This window comes from Novosphingobium sp. 63-713, from assembly GCF_001898925.1.
GTDB lineage: Bacteria > Pseudomonadota > Alphaproteobacteria > Sphingomonadales > Sphingomonadaceae > Novosphingobium.
The window spans coordinates 157,780-177,021 of the sequence record NZ_MKVS01000048.1; the positions used below are offsets into that span (position 1 = coordinate 157,780).

Consider the following 19,242-nt stretch of genomic DNA (forward strand, 5'->3'; position numbering starts at 1 on the left):
GGGGCGGGTTTTTCTATCATGGAGCCGCGCTGTTTGCGCCAAATTGCGTATAAGGCAAAAAGGCGCTTGAAGGATTTTTGACGCCTGTCCAATCTTCTCCCCGAAGCCACCGATTCATGGCATCAGATTCCAGCTTGGGGGGAATTTAACACTATGGCCTTCCCGTCCGATCCCTCGGATTCCGGCGCTCTTGCGCTATCGAAACGCACGCCGTCAAAACGCAATCGCCTCGCACTGCTGGGCCTGACCGCCACGGCGCTGGGCATGGCGGTGCTGCATGGCGCGGCCCCGGCCGTGGCGCAGGCCGACGAACAGGGCGGCGAAAAGGAAGCGGGCATTCCCGTCACCGACAAGCTGGTCATCGACAAATGCGGCGCGTGCCACACCAATGACGGCAAGGGCAACCTGTCGCGCATTTCCTGGATGCGCACCACGCCCGAAGGCTGGGCACAGGCGATCCACCGCATGGTCAAGCTCAACGGGCTGGTCATCACCGCTGAGGATGCCAAGAAGGTCATCCGCTCGCTTTCGGCCAGCCATGGCCTTGCGCCCGATGAGGCCAAGCCGGTCATGTATCTGACCGAGAAGCGCGTGCTGGATGAAACCAACATTCCCAATGAAACGGTGCGCGCGGCCTGCGCCTCGTGCCACGCCTTTGCCCAACCGCTGAGCTGGCGCCGGTCGGCCAATGAATGGAAGCTGCTGCAGGAATTCCACATCGCGCTCTATTCGCAGGCCGAGGTGCAATATCGCCGGGGTGTGGACGAACACGGCATCCCGCAGGGCTATGGCGCACCGGCCGCCAAGGGGCCGACGCCGGGCGAAGTTGCGCTGGACTATCTGCGCAAAACCGCCCCGCTGCATTCGGCCGAATGGGCATCATGGAGCGCGCGGATGCGCCCGGCCGCTCTTGCGGGCAAATGGTTGGTTTCGGCCGAACTGCCCGGCAAAGGCCGCTATGCCGGTTCAATGGTGATCGCGCCCAAGGGCGATGACTTCACCACCACCATCACGCTCAAATCCCTGAAGGACGGCAGCACCATCACCCGCACCGGCAGCGGCATCGTCTATTCGGGCTATTCCTGGCGCGGCAAGTCGAAGGGCATGGGCGATATGACCGCCCCGGATGCTCCGGCGCATGAGGCGCGCGAAACCATGTGGTTTGCCCCCGATCAGAAATCGGCGGCGGGCCGCTGGTATTGGGGCGCCTATGAGGAGTTCGGCTTTGACGTTAAACTGACCAAGGCCAGCACCGAGCCCACCATCGCCAGCGTCACCCCCGATGCGGTCAAGACCGGCACGATGGGCGCGCAGCTTCACATCATCGGCGACAAGCTGCCGACCAAATTCGCCCTCTCGGACATTACGCTGGGCAAGGGCGTCGTGGCCAAAAAGATCGTCTCGGCCAGCGATGATGAAATCGTGCTGAGTGTCGATGTGGCCGCCGATGCCACCGTGGGCGCGCATGATGTGGCCATTGGCGGGGCGGTGCTGGAAAAGGCGCTGCCGATCTACAAAAAGGTCGATTACATCAAGGTCACGCCCGAAACCTCGCTGGCCCGCCTTGGCGGCAGCGAGAAGCACCCCAAGGGATATCTGCAATTCGAGGCCATTGGTTATGACAAGGGCGCGGATGGCAAGGCGGGGACCGCCGATGACGTGGCCATCGGCCCCATCGACGCGAGTTTCTCGATGGGCGAATTCCCCTCGGTCTATTACGATGATGACGTGAATTTCGTCGGCAAGCTCTCCACCGCCGGGTTCTTTACGCCCAACATCGACGGGCCGAACCCCCAGCGCAAATGGAACCGCAACAATTACGGCGAGGTCTGGGTGACCGCCACCGCCAAGGCGGAAAAGGGCGCCGATGGCAAGCCCCTGACCGCCAAGGCTTTCATGGTCGTGACCGTGCCCGCCTACAAGCGCTGGGATCAGCCGGAGGTGAACCAATGAGCGCACCTTTGACCCACACCTATCGCAGCGGCGAGGTCCATCGCTTTGACGCGCAGGGGCAGGATTTCATCTATCTGGTATCGGCGGGCGCGATCTTTGCGCTCGACGGCGCGGTGGGCGAAGTGCTCTCCATGCTGGACGGCGTGGAAATGGCCCATGGCGATCTGATCACCGCTCTGACCGGTTCCGGCTACAGCGCCGCCGATGCCGAGGATCTGGTGCGCGAGCTGCGTCTTGCCCGCGTGATCGTTTCGGATCAGACGGTAGCAGCCCCTGCCCCGGCCAAGCCGGAGGGCGATTATCCGCTTCAGGCGTTGGTGCTCAACATCACCAACCAGTGCAATCTGGCCTGCACCTATTGCTATGAATTTGGCGCGGACAAGATCGCCACGCCAAACGGCAAGCCCAAATACATGACCATCGACACCGCCAAGGCTTCGGTCGACCTATTGCTGGCGCAGTCGGGCGGGCGGCCTGCGGTGCATATCACCTTCTTTGGCGGCGAAACGCTGATGAACTTTCCGCTGCTGCGGCAGGTCGTCGCCTATGCCACGGATCAGGCCACGGCCCAGGGTCGCACCATCACCTTCAGCCTGACCACCAATGCCACGCTGCTGACCGACGACATCATCGAATTTCTGGCGACCGAGCAAATCGGCGTCACGGTCAGCATCGACGGCCCCAAGGAGATGCAGGACAAGCGCCGCGTCTACAAGAGCGGCAAGGGCAGCTATGATGTGATCGAGCCCAAGCTGCGCAAGCTGATCGCCCGCCATCGCACCCGCGCGATCACGGCGCGCGTGACGCTGAGCAAGGGCGTGACCGATGTGGTCAGCATCTTCCGCCACCTGCGCGAGGATATCGGCTTTCACGAGGTCGGCTTTGCGCCCGTGACGGAATCGGGCGAACAGGCCTATGCGCTGGGCGAGGAAGGCATGGTCACCGTGCTGGAGCAGTTCCATCTGCTGGCCGATGAATGGCTTGATTATGCGCTTAAAGGTCGGATGCACGGGTTTTCCAATGTCTCGGAAACCATCGGCGAGCTGGTTCAGGGCACCAATAAGAGCCACCCCTGCGGCGCCGGTTTGGGTCTGCTGGGCGTTTCGCCTTCGGGCGATCTCTCGCCCTGCCATCGCTTCACCGATGCCGACAGCCATGTGATGGGCCATGTTTCCAGCGGCATCGACCGCAAGGCGCAGGGCGAGTTTTTAGCCAAGGGCCATGTCGGCGCCAAGTATGAATGCCAGTCCTGCTGGGCGCGGCCTTTGTGCGCGGGCGGATGCCATCACGAGGCCTTCGTCCGCTATGGCGACACGGGCCATGCCAATCTGCATTATTGCGACTGGATCCGCGAATGGACCGACACCTGCCTGAAAATTCAGGGCACGCTGGCGGTGCAGAACCCCGAATTCCTCGAAAAGTTTGCTGAAAGAAAGGGCCTGTCATGAAGCATTTGCGCCCCATCAACCAAAAGGCCAAGGCGATTGACGCAAGCGTGGAAGCGCAAACCGCCGCCATGCAGGAGGATGTCGTGGCCCTGCAGCAGCAAGTGCGCCCGCATGTGCCGATGGGCTGCACCCTGTCCTTCTCGCCCGGCTGGGAAGTGGACGCCAGCGGCGGCACGGCGGGCCTTTGCCAACCTGTCGAGCGCGACATCTATGACTGCTATGTCACCTGCTTCTGGCCGGTTCAGGTGCCCGACCATGTCAATTACTCGCCCGACTGGGCCAGCAATTGCTCGGCCGCGGCCAAGGACTGGCGCAGCCTGGACATCATCTTTCCCTGATCGCGGCCCACGCGCCCGATTTTGCGACCTTTCTCATGAAAGAGCCTGCCACATGACGCATTCCCGCTCTGGCAAATCTCTCCGCCTTGCCGGCCTTATGCTGGCCGCCGCTCCGGTGGCCGCAAGCGCCGCCCCCATCGTGATGGGTACATACCCGGACAAGCTGTTCGTGGTAGAGGAGACCACCGGCAAGATCGCCGAGCATATCAAGCTCGACACGGGTCTTCCGACATCCCTGCGCCTGTCGAACGATCACAAGCGGATCTATGTCACCACCATCACCACGGGCGGGATCGAGGTGCTCGACACCGCTACCCGCAAGGTGCTCAACAAGTTCAGCCTGAACACGCCGACGACGAAATATCGTTTTACCGGCGGCGTGCCTGATCCGACGGGCAAATATTTCTACACGATCATGATGACGATCGACAAAGCCGTCGACCGCTACAAGGTCAGCAAGTGGCAATATGCCACCATCGACCTGACGCAGAAGAAGGTGGTGAAAACCGTCGATCTGCCCGACGAGGACAATGCGCTCAACGCCGCGCGCGCGAACATGATGATCTCGCCCGACGGCAAACTGCTCTATCTGTTCCGCGACAAGGTGGTGATCCTCAACACCAGCGATTTCAAGGTGGTGGACCGGATCGACATGGCCAAGCCCGAGGGCGCGGGGCTGGAAAACACCAGCTTTGGCGGCGGGGTGGAATTGCTGCGCAACAATGACGAATATGTCTCGCTGTTTACCGCTGCCGATCCCTATATTCACAACAAGATCTTTGGCATCGGCCGTTTCAAGCTGGCGTCGAAAACCTTCGATTTCACCCCCATCGGCCCGGCGCCCTATCAGATGGCGGGCCTGCAGATCACGCCCGACAGCAAGGATGGCTATACCGTCACCACGCAGGGCACGACGGGCAACAAGCGCTGCGAGATCTGGCATTTCGACCTTGGGACCAACAAGGTGGTGGACAAGGCCGAATTCCCCTGCCGCTCGCGCTTCCAGTTCGGCATGTCGAGCGATGGCAAGAAACTCTACATCTATGGCGCCAGCTATGACATCGAGGTCTATGACGCCAAGACGCTGAAATGGGACAAGACGTGGAACCTTGATGCCGACGCCACGATGGCCGGGCTGGTTTACGCCCAGTGAGCCAAGCGCCGCGCCAGTCCGTGCTGATCCGTGGGGGCGGACTGGCGGGGGCTTGCGCGACGCATTTGCTGCGCGGCGCAGGGTTTGCCATCGCGCATGAGCCGGTGCGGCGCTCGCCCGTGCCGGTCATCATGCTTTCGGACGCGGCGCTGGGTCTGATCCGCGATGCGTTTGGCCGCCGCGATCTGTTTGCCGATGCCCATCGCATCGCGCAGCGCGTGGTGCGGTGGGGCCACGATCCGGTGGCGATGCCGCATGGCGCGGTGGTGGTGTCCGAGGATGACCTGATTGCCGCGCTGGGCGGAGAGCTTGCCGGCGATGCGGATGCCCCCGCGCCCATGGCCACGCTCCATTGCGCACCGCCCTTTCCCGATGCCGAGTTGATGCGCTTTGGCCAGCGGCGGGCGATGGCCGCGCGCATTTTGCTGCGCGCCGGGGCCGATCATGCCACATGTCATGTCGAGGCTGTAGCGCAGGGCTGGCTGTTTCTGATCCCCTCGGGGCCGACGCAATGCTGGCTGCTGGGCGTAGGCGCGCCCTTGGACCGTCTGCTGGAGAACAGCGTGCTGATCGCGCCTCTGATCGCGGGCCTTGGTGAAAGTTCGCCGGGGTTTGAAACCGCGCCGCGTCAACTGGCGCAACTCGCAGGACCGAACTGGCTGGCCTGCGGCATGGCGGCGATCGCCTTTGATCCCATCTGCGGCGACGGCAGCGCCCAATCGGTGCGCGAGGCCATTCTGGCCGCCGCCGTCATCGCCCATCCCGGCGACCGTCATGCGCTGGCCACGCATTACCATTCAATGCTGACGGCCTCTTTGCGCCGCCATATCCAGATCTCCGGCCAGTTCTATGCCACCGGCGGCGACAGCCCATGGTGGCGCGAACAGGTGGCAGCCCTTGCGCAAGGTTACGCATGGACCACCGCGCAACTCGCGCATATGCCGGAGCCGCGCTATCTGCTGCGCGGGTTTCAACTGATCGAACGGGAGGCCGCGACCTGAACGCGCCGCAACACGCTTTGCATGCTTCCCCACCTCCTGCGCCATGGGCGGCCTATCGGCGGCTGTGGCCCTATTTGCGTCCCTATCTGCCGCGCCTGCCCGCCGTCATGCTGGTCAGCCTGATGGCCACCGCGCTCAGTCTGGCCCAGCCCTATATTTCCAAGCTGATGATCGATGGCGCGTTGATGCGGCATGATATGGGCGTGCTGTGGCGCGTGGCGGGGCTGATGCTGGGGGCGACGGTCGGCTCCTATGTGCTCAACATCGCGGCCTCCTGGCTGCATGTCTCGCTCTCGGCCGCCATGCTGTTCGACATTCGCGTGGCGGTCTTATCGCATCTCCAGCGTCTCTCGCCGCGCTTCTTCGGCCGTTTTCGGCTTGGCGATCTGATGAGCCGGTTGAACAGCGATGTGTCCGATATTCAACGGGTCGCGGGCGACACGCTGCTCGCCGCGCTGGCCAATCTGCTGTTTCTGGCGGGCAGCATCGCGCTGATGCTCTGGCTCGACTGGCGGCTGTTTGTCGTGGGCGTGGTGCTGGTTCCGCTGGCGGTGGGGGCTTTTCTGCGCGCGCAAAAGCGGCTGACCGAGCTGTCGCGGCAGATGCGCGAGGCGGGCGCGGATATCGGCAGTATGCTGGTCGATACGATCATGGGTATGCGCACGGTGGTGGCGCTGGGCGCGCAGGAGCGCGAGCGGGAGCGCTTTGCGGCCGCCAATGGCGGTTTCGTGCGCGCCATGCTGCGGATGCAGGTGACGTCCTTTCTCTCGGGCGCGGTGCCGGGCACTTTGCTCTCGGCCTCGACCGCCGGGGCCATGCTGTGGGGCGGCTATGAGATCACCGCCGGACGGATGACGATCGGCACGCTGGTCGCTTTCCTCGCCTATCAGCAGCGCCTGTTCGCGCCGATACAGGGCCTGCTCGGACTGTCGGCCACGCTGGCCCAGACACGGGTTGCGCTGGCGCGGATCTTTGAATTGATGGACACCGCGCCGGAGGTGGAGGAGGCTGCCAGCCCCCTGCCCCTGCCTGCCGGGCCATGCAGCATCCGCTTCGATCATGTCCGCCTCTCGCATGGCCGCGCGCCGGTGCTGCGTGACGCGGATTTCACCATTCCGGCGGGCTCCTTCTGCGCGATCCTCGGCCCCAGCGGGGCTGGCAAATCGACGATGGCCGATCTGATGGTGCGGATGATCGACCCTGATGGCGGGCGGGTGATGCTGGGCGACACGGACCTGCGCGAGGTGGCGCTGGGCGATCTGCGCCGCGCGGTGCTGCTGGTCGAACAGACGCCGTTTCTCTTCAACGCCACGCTTTATGCCAATATCGCCTTTGGCCTTGCCGATCCGGGGCGCGATGCGGTGATGGCCGCCGCGCATGACGCCGGGCTGGAGGCTTTGCTCTCCCGCCTGCCGATGGGGCTGGAGACACCGGTTGGCGAACGCGGCCTTGCCCTGTCGGCGGGCGAGCGGCAGCGGGTGGCGCTGGCCCGCGCCCTGTTGCGGCGGCCCGAGGCGCTGATCCTGGATGAACCCACCGCCGCGCTCGATGGCGATACGGAGGCACTGATCGCCGCCAGCCTGCGCCGCGCCCTGCCCGACGCCACGCTGATCGTCATCACGCATAAGCCCGCGCTGGCCGCGATGGCGGATAGGGTGATTACTCTGAAAGATGGCATCACGACCTATGGCTGAACGCATTCTGGTCGCGGTGATCGACAGCGGCGTGCATCCCGATCACCCGCATATCGACCCGGCCCGCCTGCGCCCCGGTTTCGCCATTGGCGCCGATGGCATGGTCATCGAACAGGGCGTCATCCCGCTCGACCGGCTTGGCCATGGCACCGCCGTCACCGCCGCGATTCAAGAGAAAGCCCCAGAGGCCGATATCCTGCCCATCCGCGTATTCCATGATGCCCTGCGCGGCAGCGCCTTGGCTTTGGTCGGCGCGATCAGGATGGCCGCAGGGGCTGGCGCAGATATCATCAACCTCAGCCTCGGAACCACCAATGCCGCCCACGCCCCGCTGTTTGCCGAGGCCGTTGCGGCGGCGCCGGACGCGCTGATTCTGGCCGCCGCGCAGGCCGATGGTGTGCCCTGTTTGCCCGGATCGCTGGCGGGGGTGCTGGGCGTCGAGCTGGATTGGGACATCCCGCGCGAGACATTCCTATGGCGCGACGGCCAGATGATCGCCAGCGGCTATCCCCGACCGATCCCCGGCGTGCCGCAAAGGCGCAACCTCTACGGCATCAGCTTTGCCGTGGCGCAGGCCAGCGGCTTTGCCGCCCGGATTGCCCATGAGCGCAATCTGCGCGCGCACGCAGCCCTGCTGGCCGCGCTGTCCGCCGCCTGATCCCCCCCTGACCATTGCGACACATAAAAAACGCCCCCATGGCGCAAACCATGGGGGCATAAGTTGTCCTTCGCAGGGTGAAGATGATCAGGTCAGAACTAGAGTCTCCTCAGAACTTCTGGCCAAACTTGATGCCGAAGACCTGCGGGCGCACGGTAAAGCTGCGCGACGAGCCCGAGCAGAAATCGATCGAACAGAAAGTGTTGGTGGTCAAAGCGCCACGGCCGTCGAAGGCGTTCTGGATATAGATGTCGAAGGCCCAATTATCCTTCTTGATCCCGCCCGAGAAATCCATCGTGGCAAAACCGGCCGTATTGCCCAGCAACAGGTTGTTTGAATATTTCAGATCCTGCGTCGCATTGGTCTGATACAGGATCGAACCGAGGAGATAGGCCTTGAACTTGCCGATCTCGGTATCATAGCGCACCGACGTGTTGCCCTTGAACTCAGGCTGGCGCGGCAGGCGGGTTCCGCTGGCTGCAGCGACGCCCGACGAACAGGTGGGATCGGCGGCAATGGTCAGCGTGGTCGGATCGGCCTTGAAGTTGCAGAAATTGCCGTCGAGCCGCGCACGGTTATACGCCCCCGAACTGGTGATCGTCACCTTGCCCAGCTTCAGCTCGGCATCATATTCGACACCATAGACCTTGGCCTTGCCCGCATTGCCGGTCATGCCCGCGCCCTGGGTGCCCGCCACCACCACGGAATATTGGATATTGTTCCACTCTTCCATGTAGAGCGCGCCGTTGAGGCGGAAATTGCTGCCCCACTGGGTTTTGAAGCCAAGTTCGTAATTGGTCAGCGTTTCCGACTTGAACGGATCGACCGCAAATACACCCACCTTGCTGACGCGCAGCGGGCGGTTATAGCCGCCGGGGCGGAAGCCGGTGGAATAGTTGGCATAGAGCATCTTGCTGGGCGTCAGCTGATAATTGACCACGATCTTGTGCGTCTCGCCCTGCTCCTTGTACCGGCCGATCTCGTTGGGATCGAGCATATTGGTGTTGCGGCAGGTCAGGCGCTCTGTCGGCAGCGGCAGGGTGCAGCCCATCGCGCCGGTCAGCATGTTCTTGGTCGTGGTGGTGTTGCGCGCCGAAGCGGCCACACCGGCAAAGCCCGTGGTCCAGTAATCGGTCCAGAAATAGCGCACGCCGCCGGTGATCTTCAACTTGGGCGTGATATTGTAATGGCCTTCGAAGAACAACGCGGCGTCATGCGTGTACTGGTTGTTTTCGTTGATATAAAAGCCATCGCCCTTCACAGCCGGCGAACCGACGACCATGGTCCCGCCCGCCGAGGTGGGGATGCCGAAACCGGCCGGATTGCTGTCTCCGCCGCCCGCCATCGTATAGCCGGCAATGTTACCCAGCCCGTGGATGCCATAGTAATTGTTGTTTTCGGTCTTCTGCCACTGATAGAAGCCGCCGAAGCTTGCATCAAACGGCCAGCTCTTGGGCGTGGCGAAGCGCAATTCCTGAGTGAACTTTTCCGAATAGGTCCAGCCTTCGAAATACTGGGTCGGATTGATCAGCTTGTTGCACTTCTGCGAGGTGCCCGATCCGGTGCAGCCATCCTTGCTGAAGAACTGCAGATAGTTTTCGTAGCCCGGCCCGAAATTGTCATAGGTCACGGTGTAATAGGTATAGTCGTTCTGCAGGTGAACCTTGCGGCCGAAATAGCCGGTCGAGGACACCATATCGAAATCGCCGATATGGCCGTGAACCGACAGCGCGCCCTGATACCATGCGTCCTGACGCCGGGTCAGGTCATAATCATGCACCTGAAGATCGCCGACACGCGGGTCATAGCCGAAATAGCCATAGGCGGTCTGCGACTGGGCCGCCAGTTGCGGGGTGATCTGCCAGCCCGGCGTCGGCTCCCACAGAACCTGCAGGCGGCCGCCATACATATAGACGGGGTTGTAATCCTTCTTGGCAATCGCGGCATTGTTCAGCGTATAGCTGGTGGCCGGATTGTTGTCGCCCAGGTTCAGCGTCGAGGATTTGCCATTGTTGAACTTGCCGTTGTTGGGCGTGTTGTCGACATAGCCGCCTTCCTTGCGATAGAAACCCATCACGCGGGCGGCGATCTTGTCGCCAAAGGGAATGTTGGCATAGGTGGCGATCTGGCCGCCAAAGGCGCCCTTGCCATATTTGTTGCCTTCGGTGTCATAGCCCCATTCGAACTTGCCCAGCTTGGGCTTGTTCGTGATCATACGGATCGTACCGGCCAGAGAACCCGCGCCATAAAGGGTGCCCTGCGGACCCGACAGGCCTTCGACACGCTCCATGTCATAGACAAAGATGTCGGGCACGCCGGTGCCGGTGATGGGGATATCGTCGAGATAGTAGCCCACCGAAGCATAGGTGCCGCCCGCCGGAACAATGCCGCGGAAATAGGCGGTCTGGCGCCCCGGCCCAAGACCGGCAAAGGACACCGAAGGCATCAGCAGGGCAAAGTCGGACATGCCCTTCACATTGCGCTCGGCCATCTTTTCCATGCTCAGCGCCTGCATCGAGATCGGCACTTTCTGGACGCTTTCCGAACGGCGGGTGGCGGTCACCACGATGTCGCCCAGACCGCCGCCGTCGGCCGCGGCCGGTGCGGGATCGGCCGCCGCATCGGTGTCTGCGGCATGAGCGGCCCCAACCAGCGCAAAGGGCGTCAGGAATGTCGCCGCGCTCAGCGCGATCACTCGGCGCGATCTCTTGGAAAACTCTGCAATCATCGTAATGCTTCCCCCATTACTGGCCAATCTGCCCCGAAATCCTCAGCCCTCTTCTTTCCGCACCGGGCTCAGGCCATCTTCGCCAGACAAGCAGGATCGCCCGGCGAAAACACAGGTTTGCGCCGATGCACCCGCCGGATGCCGAAACGTCATTGAACCCCTTGGCGACCCGATTGGCTGCGCTGCGTCTGGTGCCCCTTACGCAATTGCAGCAATTAGTACGGTCGTCCGGTTTCGCAAGAATGTCATAGGCACCCCGCGAGTCAAGGGCGCAAACAACGCAAGATGTCCCGAGGGGTTACGTCGTCTGACGTATATGTTTACGCAGGTGCAGCGCGCGACAATCAAAGGCCAGACCGGCCCTTTGAAAGGACATCCATGGCTTTGGGGACCATCGCCGCGCGCCCTTCGCCGCGCCCTTCGGCACAATCCGTGCCGGGCGCCGCGCTGGCCGAGGCGGCAGGCTTGCTCGATAGCGACCCGGCCCTTGCGCTGGCGCGGGCCGAGGCGCTGATCAAGGCCTATCGCAATCTTCCGCCTGCCGAACTGATCGCGGCGCAGGCTCTGCGCCGGATGGGCAAGGGGCAGACCGCGCTGACTCGGCTGATCGCGCTGGACCGCGCGCAGCCGGGCGTGCCGCCGATCCTGTGGGAATTGGCGCAGGCGGCCGCAGAGGCGGGCGATGGCCCCCGCGCGGTGGCCGCGCTCGAAACGCTCACCCGCGCCCAGCCTCAGGTGGCCAGCGGATGGTATCTGCTGGCGCGCGAATGGCGGCGGCTGGGCGAGGAGGACAAGGCGTGGCGCGCGGAACTGTCGGCCATCCATGCGTCCTCGTCAGACCCCGAGCTGATCAAAGCCGCCGTAGCGATGAACGGCGGCGAATTGGATGCGGCCGAGGCCATGCTGAAAACCCGGCTGGAGCGCATCCCGGAGGATGCCTCGGCCACGCGGCTGATCGGGGAAATCCACTGGCGCCGAGGCGATCTTGGCGAGGCCATGGAATGGGTAGAAAAGGCGCTGGAGATGGCGCCCGGTTTCGATCTGGCCCGCGATTTCCTGATCCGTCTGCTGCTGCAGACCAACCGCCTGCCCGAGGCGCAGGTCCATGCCGAAACGCTTTGCGCCTCGCCTATGCAAAGCCCCGCACACCGGCTGCTCAAGGCCTCCGTGCTGGTGCGGCTGGGCGATCAGGAGGGCGCGGGGGCGATCTATGAAGCGCTGCTGGCCGAGGCGCCCGACAACGCCCATGTCTGGCAAAATCTGGGCCATGTGCGCAAGACGCTGGGCAATCAGAACGGGGCGGTCGAGGCCTATCGCCGCGCCATCGGCATCACCGCCACGATGGGCGAGGCATGGTGGTCGCTGGCCAATCTGAAAACCGCCAAATTCACCGCCGAGGATCGCGCCGCGATGCAGGCCGCGATTGCCACAGGCCCCACCGGCGAGGACCTGTTCCACCTCCATTTTGCACTGGGCAAGGCGTTGGAGGACGCGGGCGATTACGCCGCCTCGTTTGACCATTACGCCACCGCCAACCGCCTGCGTCGCGCCGAAATCGACTATAGCGCGCTGGGCACCCATGAGGCGGCCATCGAACATGCCGCAACCTTTACCGCGCCGTTTTATGCCCCCCGCGAAGGTGATGGCGCCAGTGGGGGCGGCTGCATGGCGCCCGATCCGATCTTCATCCTCGGCCTGCCCCGCTCCGGCTCGACGCTGGTGGAGCAGATCCTGTCGAGCCATTCGATGATCGAGGGCACACATGAATTGCCCGAAATGATGATGATCGCCGGGCGTCTCAAATCCCGCGCGCAGCAGGGCGAGTTCGCCTCTTATGGCGATCTGCTGCGCTCACTTTCTCCTGCCGACCGCACGCGGCTGGGCGAGGAATATATCGACCTGACGCGGGTTCACCGCCAGACCGACCGGCCGCTGTTCATCGATAAAATGCCCAACAACTGGCAGAACGTGGGCCTTATTCGCCTGATCCTGCCGCGCGCCAAAATCATCGATGCGCGGCGTCATCCGATGGCCTGCTGCTTTTCGGGCTGGAAACAGCATTTCGCGCGCGGTCAGGTCTTCACCTATGATCTGGCCGAAATCGGCGCCTATTACCGCGATTATGTCGCCCAGATGGCCGGCTTTGACGCCGAAATGCCCGGCGTGGTTCATCGCGTGATCTATGAACAGATGGTGGCCGACACGCAGGCCGAGGTTGCCCGCCTGCTGGCCTATGTCGGCGTCGATTTCGAGGAGGCCTGCCTCTCGTTCTGGAAAAACAAGCGCGCCGTACGCACCGCCAGCAGCGAACAGGTCCGCCGCCCGATCTATCGCGACGGGCTGGAGCAATGGACCCATTACGCCGACTGGCTCGCGCCGCTGCATCAGGCGCTGGGGCCGGTGATTGATGCCTATCCCGCCCCGCCGCAGGATTGGGCCGCGCATCTGGCCCCATGAAAAAGGGCGCCGATTGCGGCGCCCTTTTGCTTATTGCCCGTTCGGATGAATATCCCGAAACGCGGCATTGAACCCGCTGCTCGGCCCGCTGGCGCTGGGCACCGGCGGCGGGGCGTTGTAATGCGGCGGCGTATAGGGCGTCCGCGATGCGCTGCGTGCCGAAGAGCGGCGCGAAGCATAGCGCGAGGAGTGACGCGACGAATGGCGCGCCTCACGCGCGGCGGCGCGGCGCTCGGCGCGGGTCATGCGGTGCGCCGGGGCGGCCTTGGCGGTCGCCTTCTGCGCCTGGGCCAGCGCCCGCTTCTCCGCACGGGTCAGCTTGCCATGCTTCTGCGCCTTGGCCATGGCGCGCTGCTGCGTGCGGGTCAGCTTGGGCGCGGCCCGCTTTTCCGCCTTGGCGGCGCGGGCCATTTCGCGTTGCTGGGCACGCTTTTGCGCGCGGGTCAGCTTAGGCTCGGCCTTGTGCCTGCCGTGTGCCAGTTGGCGCTGTTCGGCCCGCTTTTGCGCCCGCTGCTGCGCCCGCGTCAGCTTGGGCTGCGCTTTGGCCTTGGCCTCGGCCCGCGCCAAGGCACGCTTTTCCGCACGGGTCATCTTCTTGGTCGCGACCTTGGCCTTTTCGACCTTATGCCGCTTGGCAGGCGTGGCGACCGCCTTCTTTTTGCTCGCCTTTGTCACCTTGGCGGCGACATGCGATGCCTTATGATGCCGGGCCTGGGCTGGCGCAGCCACTATCAGCGTCGCCAGAACGGCCAACACCAATCTCTTCATCGAACGAAACTCCTGCGATCCTGTGGCGGGTGGTGATAGATAGTCGATGGCTATAGGCAAGCGCGTTTTTGTCGCAGGCCCGTAACGGAACAGTCCAGCCGTGCGATCAGCAAGCCGGAACGCAAACTGCCAATCCCCCCAGCGAGGTTTCCTTATACTGGCTCATCATGTCGGCCCCGGTGCGCCGCATGGTTTCGATCACCTGATCCAGACTGACCAGATGCGTGCCATCCCCGCCCAGCGCCAGACGGGCCGCGTCAATGGCCTTGACCGCGCCCATCGCATTGCGCTCGATACAAGGGATCTGCACCAGCCCGCCAATAGGGTCGCAGGTCAGGCCCAGATTATGCTCCATGGCGATTTCGGCGGCATTCTCGATCTGGCCATTGGTCCCGCCCATGATCGCGGTCAGCCCCGCCGCCGCCATCGAGCAGGCCACGCCCACCTCGCCCTGACAGCCAACCTCGGCCGCCGAAATGCTGGCGTTGCGTTTATAAAGCCCGCCGATCGCCGTGGCGGTCAGCAGGAAGGTCGCCTTCGCACCCTCGTCCGCGCCGTGGTATCGCTCGGCATAGCGCAGCACCGCCGGGATGATCCCCGCCGCGCCATTGGTGGGCGAAGTCACCACCTTGCCGCCCGCCGCATTCTCCTCATTGACCGCAATGGCCCAGAGATTGACCAGATCGAGCGTGGCCAGCGGATCGGCCAGCACCCGCTCGACCCGCGCATAGAAACGCTCACGCAGATGGGCGGCGCGGCGCTGGACCTTCAGACCACCGGGCAATTCGCCGCGCTGGCTCATGCCGCGCTCGATACAGGCGTCCATGGCGGCAGCAATGCGGGCGATCCCCACCTCTGTCTCGCCGCGCGGCCGCCGCGCATCCTCATTGGCCAGCGCAAGGCCCGCAATCGTCAAACCATCACGCTGGGCCATCTCCAGCAATTCGGCCGCCGTGGTGAAGGGATAGGGTTCGTCGTGATCCTCAACCGGAGCATTCGCCGTGGTCTGATCCTCATCCACCACAAAGCCGCCGCCGATGGAGAAATAGGTGCGGGTCAGGACAGGCTCTCCGTCCGCATCAAAAGCGGCAAACCGGATGCCATTGGGATGAAACGGCAGGCTCTCGCGCCCCAGCCACAGAATATCGGCCCGCTCGTCAAAGGCGATATCCTGCACCCTGCCCAGCATCATCCGCCCGCTTTCCCGCACCTGCTGGATCAGCGCGACGGCGGCATCGGGATCGGCCTCCTCGGGCGCGATGCCATGCAGGCCGACGATGGTGGCCGTATCGGTCGCATGGCCCCGCCCAGTCAGCGCGAGGCTGGCATAAAGCGCCACCTCGACCCGAGCCACGCGGCCAATCCCCTCGCCCAGCGCCGTAACAAACCGACACGCCGCCGTCATCGGCCCCATCGTGTGGCTCGACGATGGCCCCACGCCGATCTTGAACAATTCGAATATGCTGACTGCCATCTGGCTTCTCTTCCCGCGTGCCTTGTTGCACGCTTTCCTGCCGCACCATGCCTTGCGCACAATACGCTCCTTGACGCAGCGCGGCCAGTAAAGCCTTATGCAACATAGCACATTCACCTCAGGAGATCCCGATGCGCCGCGCGATGCTGCTTTGCCTGCCCTTGATGATGGCTGCTTTTCCCGCCCTTGCCGCCCCGGTCAAGCCCGGCACCGCCGCCCGGATCGATGCCCAAACCACCAAGAACTGGCCCGAGTTGGAGGCGCTCTACAAGGATCTGCACAGCCACCCGGAGATCGGTTTTACCGAGACTCGCACGGCGGGCATCCTCTCGGAAAAGCTGCGCAAGCTGGGGTTTGAAGTGACCGAGCATGTCGGCAAGACCGGCCTCGTCGGCGTGTTGAAGAATGGCCCCGGCCCGGTGGTGATGGTGCGCGTGGAAATGGACGCGCTGCCGATGGAGGAAAAGACCGGCCTTGCCTGGGCCAGCAAGGCGCAGCAGACCGGGGCCGACGGCAAGACCACCTATGTCATGCACGCCTGCGGCCATGATATTCACATGGCATGGTGGCTGGGCACGGCGCAGGCGCTGGTGGCGATGAAGGATCAGTGGAAGGGCACGCTGATCATGATCGGCCAGCCTTCGGAGGAAATCGGCGAAGGCGCGCGCGCGATGATCGAGGATGGCCTCTTCACCCGCTTCCCCAAGCCCGATTACGCCTTTGCCGCCCATGTGGGCGCGGCCCGCGCGGGCGATGTCGATGTCAAGCAAGGCGTGGCCACGAGCAATTCCGATTCGGTGCGCATCATCTTTCATGGGCAGGGCGCGCATGGCTCGATGCCCAACATGAGCATCGACCCCATCGTCATGGGCGCCCGCTTTGTCGAGGACGTGCAGACCGTCATCAGCCGACAGAAGGACCCGCAGAAATTCGGCGTCGTCACCGTGGGCTATTTCCGTTCGGGGACCGTAGCCAACATCATCCCCGACACCGCCGAACTGGGCCTCTCGCTGCGCTCCTTTGACGATGAAACGCGCAAGCTGCTCAACACCGGCGTCGACATCACCGCCCAATCGGTGGCCGCCATGTCGCGCGCGCCCGCGCCCGGCATCACCCGCGGCCATGGCATTTCCAGCGTGGTCAATGACGAGGCGCTGGCCGCCAGCACCTATGCCGTGCTCTCCAAGGCGGGCCTGCCCGGCGCGGTCAAGCTGGAGCCGGCCTATAAGCCGGGCTGGACCGCCAGCGAGGATTATTCTGAATTCGTGATGGCGGGCGTGCCCAAATCGGTGTTCTTTTCCATCGGCGGCAGCGATCCGGCGATGCTGGAAAAGCTGAAAGCTGAAGGCAAGCCGGTGCCGGTCAACCACTCGCCCTTCTTCGCGCCCGTGGCCCAGCCCGCGATCCGCACAGGGGTCGAGGTGCTGACCCTCTCCGTGTTGTCGGTGGCCGGAAAGTAATTCAGTCCATCTCGACGATCTGGCCCGCGAGGCGCTCCACCTCGCGCCGGTCATGGCTGACATAGAGGATCGGCAGGGCCAGTTCGTCGCGGATGCGCTCGATCACGCGCATGATCTCCTCACGGCGGGCCGCATCCAGCGAGGACAGCGGCTCGTCCATCAACAGGAAACGCGCGCCCGAGAGCAAGGCGCGGCCGATCGCCACCCGCTGCGCCTCGCCCCCCGACAATCGGCGCGGGCGGGCAGATAGCAGCCCGGCAAGGCCAAGAAATTCCACCACCTGCTCAAAGGCGATCCAGCGCGCATCGGGCGCGGCCATGCGCCAGCCATAGCGCAGATTGCTCTCGACGCTCATATGCGGAAACAGGCGGTAATCCTGAAACACATAGCCGCATCCGCGCGCCTCGGGTCGCAGGTCAATCCCCGCCGCCGCATTGAACAGCACCCGCCCATCGACCGCGATCCGCCCCCGGTCAGGCCGCACCAACCCGGCGATCATGTCCAGTACGCTGGTCTTTCCCGCGCCTGATCGGCCAAACAGCGCGGTGATCCCCGGCCCTGCTTCGAAGCTGGCCGCAATCCGTCGCCTGCCCCGCGTGATGCTTACATCGACCTCAAAGGACATGGGCGCGCATCCCCATCCGCCGCGTCAACACCTCCGAGGCAACCAGCGCCGCCAGCGAAAGGCCGACCGAAATCAGCGCCAATCGCGTCACGATCCCCTCCTGCCCCGGCACCTGCAAAGCGGCATAAATCGCCAGCGGCAGGGTCTGGGTCTCGCCCGGAATGTTCGAGACAAAGGTGATCGTCGCACCAAATTCGCCAAGGCTGCGCGCAAAGCCCAGCACCATGCCCGCCAGCACACCGGGCAGCGCCAAAGGCAGCGTAATCGTGGCAAACACGCGCAAGGGCGAGGCCCCCAGCGTGCGCGCCGCCGCCTCCAGCCGCCGGTCCACGCTTTCGAGCGAAAGCCGGATCGCCCGCACCATCAAGGGCAGCGCCATGACCGAGGCCGCCAGCGCCGCCCCGGTCCAGCGAAACATCACCGACACGCCCATCGCCGCCAGCCAGCGCCCCGCCAACCCCTGCGCGCCAAAGCTGAGCAGAAGCAGCCAGCCCGTCACCACCGGCGGCAGCACCAGCGGCAGATGCACCAGCGCGTCGAGCAGCACCCGCCCCGGAAACCGCCCCCGCGCCAGCGCCCATGCCAGCGCAAAACCCACCGGCAGCGTGGCAACCATCGCCGCCCCGCTGACCTTGAGCGAAAGCCAGATGATGCCCCATTCCTCGGGGCTGATGCTATTTGGTGCCAAAGCCATAGGCGCGGAATATCGCTTTGCCTTGCGACGATGCAAGGAAGCGGCGGAAGCCCTCGGCATCCGGGTTGGTCGAGGCCGACAGGCGGGCCAGCGGATAGACAATAGGCTTATGCGAATTGGCCGGAAAAATGCCGACCACGCGCACCTTTTTATCCGCCCGCGCATCGGTGGCGTAAACAATGCCCAGCGGCGCCTCGCCGCGCGAGACCAGCGCCATGGCCGAACGCACACTGTCGGCGCCCGCCACACGGCCCTCGACGCTGGGCCAGACGCGCAACGCAATCAACGCCTCACGCCCATATTTGCCCGCCGGGACAGAGGCCACCTGCCCCATTGCCAGACGCCCGTTCGGCCCCAAGGCGGCGGCAAGCAGGAAACCGGGTGCGATGGTCAGGTGCACCCTGCTCTGCGCAGGCGCGATCAGGGCCAGAGAATTGGTCAGCAGGCTGATCCGCGTGCCCGGCTTGATCCGGCCACCGGGGGCCTTGACCACATGATCCATCCATTCCTCATCGGCCGAGAGGAAAAGATCCGCAGGCGCACCATTCTCGATCTGACGCGCCAGCGCCGAGGAGGCGGCAAAGGACAGCACGGGGCGCGGATGGCCCTGCGCCGCCCATGTGTCGGCGGCAGCATTCAGCGATTCCTGAAGGCTGGCCGCCGCCAGCACCACCGGCCCGCGCGACGCCTGCGCCATGGCCGGGGTGGCGCCTAAAATCAGCGCGGCAAAGATCATCCTGCGAAACATTGGAAGGCGCCCCTTTCAATATCGCTATGTATATCGAAACTGG

15 protein-coding genes are annotated in these 19,242 nt (G+C 64.1%); 9 read left to right on the plus strand and 6 right to left on the minus strand.

Annotation, left to right across the window (positions count from 1 at the left end; translation table 11 throughout):
* Nucleotides 1–153: 153 nt before the first annotated feature.
* From peaA to BGP00_RS23145, 7 genes are all read left to right on the plus strand, one after another.
* Nucleotides 154–1,953, plus strand: coding sequence for a quinohemoprotein amine dehydrogenase subunit alpha (gene peaA, locus BGP00_RS23115; RefSeq protein WP_292691857.1), 1,800 nt, complete (start codon nt 154–156; stop codon nt 1,951–1,953).
* Nucleotides 1,950–3,401 carry a quinohemoprotein amine dehydrogenase maturation protein gene (gene peaB / locus BGP00_RS23120; RefSeq protein WP_292691858.1) on the plus strand — a complete coding sequence of 484 codons (1,452 nt, stop codon included), beginning with the start codon at nt 1,950–1,952 and terminating at the stop codon, nt 3,399–3,401. The genes peaA and peaB overlap by 4 nt, the downstream gene beginning before the upstream one ends.
* Complete coding sequence (gene qhpC / locus BGP00_RS23125; RefSeq protein WP_168602202.1) at nt 3,398–3,739, plus strand: quinohemoprotein amine dehydrogenase subunit gamma; 342 nt, start codon at nt 3,398–3,400, stop codon at nt 3,737–3,739. The genes peaB and qhpC overlap by 4 nt, the downstream gene beginning before the upstream one ends.
* A 52-nt stretch (nt 3,740–3,791) precedes the next feature.
* Complete coding sequence (locus BGP00_RS23130) at nt 3,792–4,892, plus strand: hypothetical protein (RefSeq protein ID WP_246869959.1); 1,101 nt, start codon at nt 3,792–3,794, stop codon at nt 4,890–4,892.
* Entirely contained in the window at nt 4,889–5,893 is a 1,005-nt protein-coding gene (locus BGP00_RS23135; RefSeq protein WP_292691860.1) for a hypothetical protein, read from the plus strand. Before BGP00_RS23130 ends, BGP00_RS23135 begins: the two co-directional genes overlap by 4 nt.
* Nucleotides 5,894–5,967: 74 nt before the next feature.
* The gene (locus tag BGP00_RS23140; protein ID WP_292691861.1) at nt 5,968–7,587 is read left to right on the plus strand and encodes an ABC transporter ATP-binding protein; all 1,620 of its coding nucleotides are present in this window, start codon (nt 5,968–5,970) and stop codon (nt 7,585–7,587) included.
* Nucleotides 7,580–8,245: a S8 family serine peptidase gene (locus BGP00_RS23145; RefSeq protein ID WP_292691862.1), complete on the plus strand. Its 666-nt coding sequence runs from the start codon at nt 7,580–7,582 to the stop codon at nt 8,243–8,245. The genes BGP00_RS23140 and BGP00_RS23145 overlap by 8 nt, the downstream gene beginning before the upstream one ends.
* Before the next feature lie 109 nt (nt 8,246–8,354).
* Here BGP00_RS23145 and BGP00_RS23150 read toward each other — a convergent pair whose 3' ends face one another.
* A complete protein-coding gene (locus tag BGP00_RS23150; protein ID WP_310015358.1) occupies nt 8,355–10,940 on the minus strand; it encodes a TonB-dependent receptor in 2,586 nt (861 codons plus the stop codon).
* A 411-nt stretch (nt 10,941–11,351) separates the two neighbouring features.
* Here BGP00_RS23150 and BGP00_RS23155 point away from each other — a divergent pair, with 411 nt between their 5' ends.
* Nucleotides 11,352–13,430, plus strand: coding sequence for a sulfotransferase (locus tag BGP00_RS23155; RefSeq protein ID WP_292691866.1), 2,079 nt, complete (start codon nt 11,352–11,354; stop codon nt 13,428–13,430).
* Nucleotides 13,431–13,460: 30 nt separating this feature from the next.
* Here BGP00_RS23155 and BGP00_RS23160 read toward each other — a convergent pair whose 3' ends face one another.
* Together BGP00_RS23160 and BGP00_RS23165 are read right to left on the minus strand one after the other, a co-directional pair.
* Nucleotides 13,461–14,198: a hypothetical protein gene (locus BGP00_RS23160; protein ID WP_292691868.1), complete on the minus strand. Its 738-nt coding sequence runs from the start codon at nt 14,196–14,198 to the stop codon at nt 13,461–13,463.
* 106 nt (nt 14,199–14,304) lie between these two features.
* Nucleotides 14,305–15,672, minus strand: a complete 1,368-nt coding sequence (locus tag BGP00_RS23165; RefSeq protein WP_292691870.1) for an L-serine ammonia-lyase — start codon at nt 15,670–15,672, stop codon at nt 14,305–14,307.
* 131 nt (nt 15,673–15,803) lie between these two features.
* Here BGP00_RS23165 and BGP00_RS23170 point away from each other — a divergent pair, with 131 nt between their 5' ends.
* A complete protein-coding gene (locus BGP00_RS23170; protein WP_292691872.1) occupies nt 15,804–17,132 on the plus strand; it encodes an amidohydrolase in 1,329 nt (442 codons plus the stop codon).
* Nucleotide 17,133: 1 nt separating this feature from the next.
* Here BGP00_RS23170 and BGP00_RS23175 read toward each other — a convergent pair whose 3' ends face one another.
* The 3 genes from BGP00_RS23175 to modA are packed head-to-tail and all read right to left on the minus strand — an operon-like array spanning nt 17,134 to nt 19,199.
* Complete coding sequence (locus tag BGP00_RS23175) at nt 17,134–17,757, minus strand: ATP-binding cassette domain-containing protein (RefSeq protein WP_292691874.1); 624 nt, start codon at nt 17,755–17,757, stop codon at nt 17,134–17,136.
* The gene (gene modB, locus BGP00_RS23180; RefSeq protein WP_292691876.1) at nt 17,747–18,451 is read right to left on the minus strand and encodes a molybdate ABC transporter permease subunit; all 705 of its coding nucleotides are present in this window, start codon (nt 18,449–18,451) and stop codon (nt 17,747–17,749) included. The genes BGP00_RS23175 and modB overlap by 11 nt, the downstream gene beginning before the upstream one ends.
* The gene (gene modA, locus BGP00_RS23185; protein WP_292691878.1) at nt 18,432–19,199 is read right to left on the minus strand and encodes a molybdate ABC transporter substrate-binding protein; all 768 of its coding nucleotides are present in this window, start codon (nt 19,197–19,199) and stop codon (nt 18,432–18,434) included. Before modA ends, modB begins: the two co-directional genes overlap by 20 nt.
* Nucleotides 19,200–19,242 lie beyond the last annotated feature (43 nt).

What these genes read in the sequence shown, in the direction of transcription:
- BGP00_RS23170 (WP_292691872.1), top strand. Translation starts at nt 15,804, where the DNA reads ATGCGCCGCGCGATGCTGCTTTGCCTGCCCTTGATGATGGCTGCTTTT.
- BGP00_RS23165 (WP_292691870.1), bottom strand. Translation starts at nt 15,672, where the DNA reads ATGGCAGTCAGCATATTCGAATTGTTCAAGATCGGCGTGGGGCCATCG.
- qhpC (WP_168602202.1), top strand. Translation starts at nt 3,398, where the DNA reads ATGAAGCATTTGCGCCCCATCAACCAAAAGGCCAAGGCGATTGACGCA.
- BGP00_RS23145 (WP_292691862.1), top strand. Translation starts at nt 7,580, where the DNA reads ATGGCTGAACGCATTCTGGTCGCGGTGATCGACAGCGGCGTGCATCCC.
- BGP00_RS23160 (WP_292691868.1), bottom strand. Translation starts at nt 14,198, where the DNA reads ATGAAGAGATTGGTGTTGGCCGTTCTGGCGACGCTGATAGTGGCTGCG.
- BGP00_RS23130 (WP_246869959.1), top strand. Translation starts at nt 3,792, where the DNA reads ATGACGCATTCCCGCTCTGGCAAATCTCTCCGCCTTGCCGGCCTTATG.
- modB (WP_292691876.1), bottom strand. Translation starts at nt 18,451, where the DNA reads ATGGCTTTGGCACCAAATAGCATCAGCCCCGAGGAATGGGGCATCATC.
- peaB (WP_292691858.1), top strand. Translation starts at nt 1,950, where the DNA reads ATGAGCGCACCTTTGACCCACACCTATCGCAGCGGCGAGGTCCATCGC.
- BGP00_RS23155 (WP_292691866.1), top strand. Translation starts at nt 11,352, where the DNA reads ATGGCTTTGGGGACCATCGCCGCGCGCCCTTCGCCGCGCCCTTCGGCA.
- peaA (WP_292691857.1), top strand. Translation starts at nt 154, where the DNA reads ATGGCCTTCCCGTCCGATCCCTCGGATTCCGGCGCTCTTGCGCTATCG.
- modA (WP_292691878.1), bottom strand. Translation starts at nt 19,199, where the DNA reads ATGTTTCGCAGGATGATCTTTGCCGCGCTGATTTTAGGCGCCACCCCG.
- BGP00_RS23175 (WP_292691874.1), bottom strand. Translation starts at nt 17,757, where the DNA reads ATGTCCTTTGAGGTCGATGTAAGCATCACGCGGGGCAGGCGACGGATT.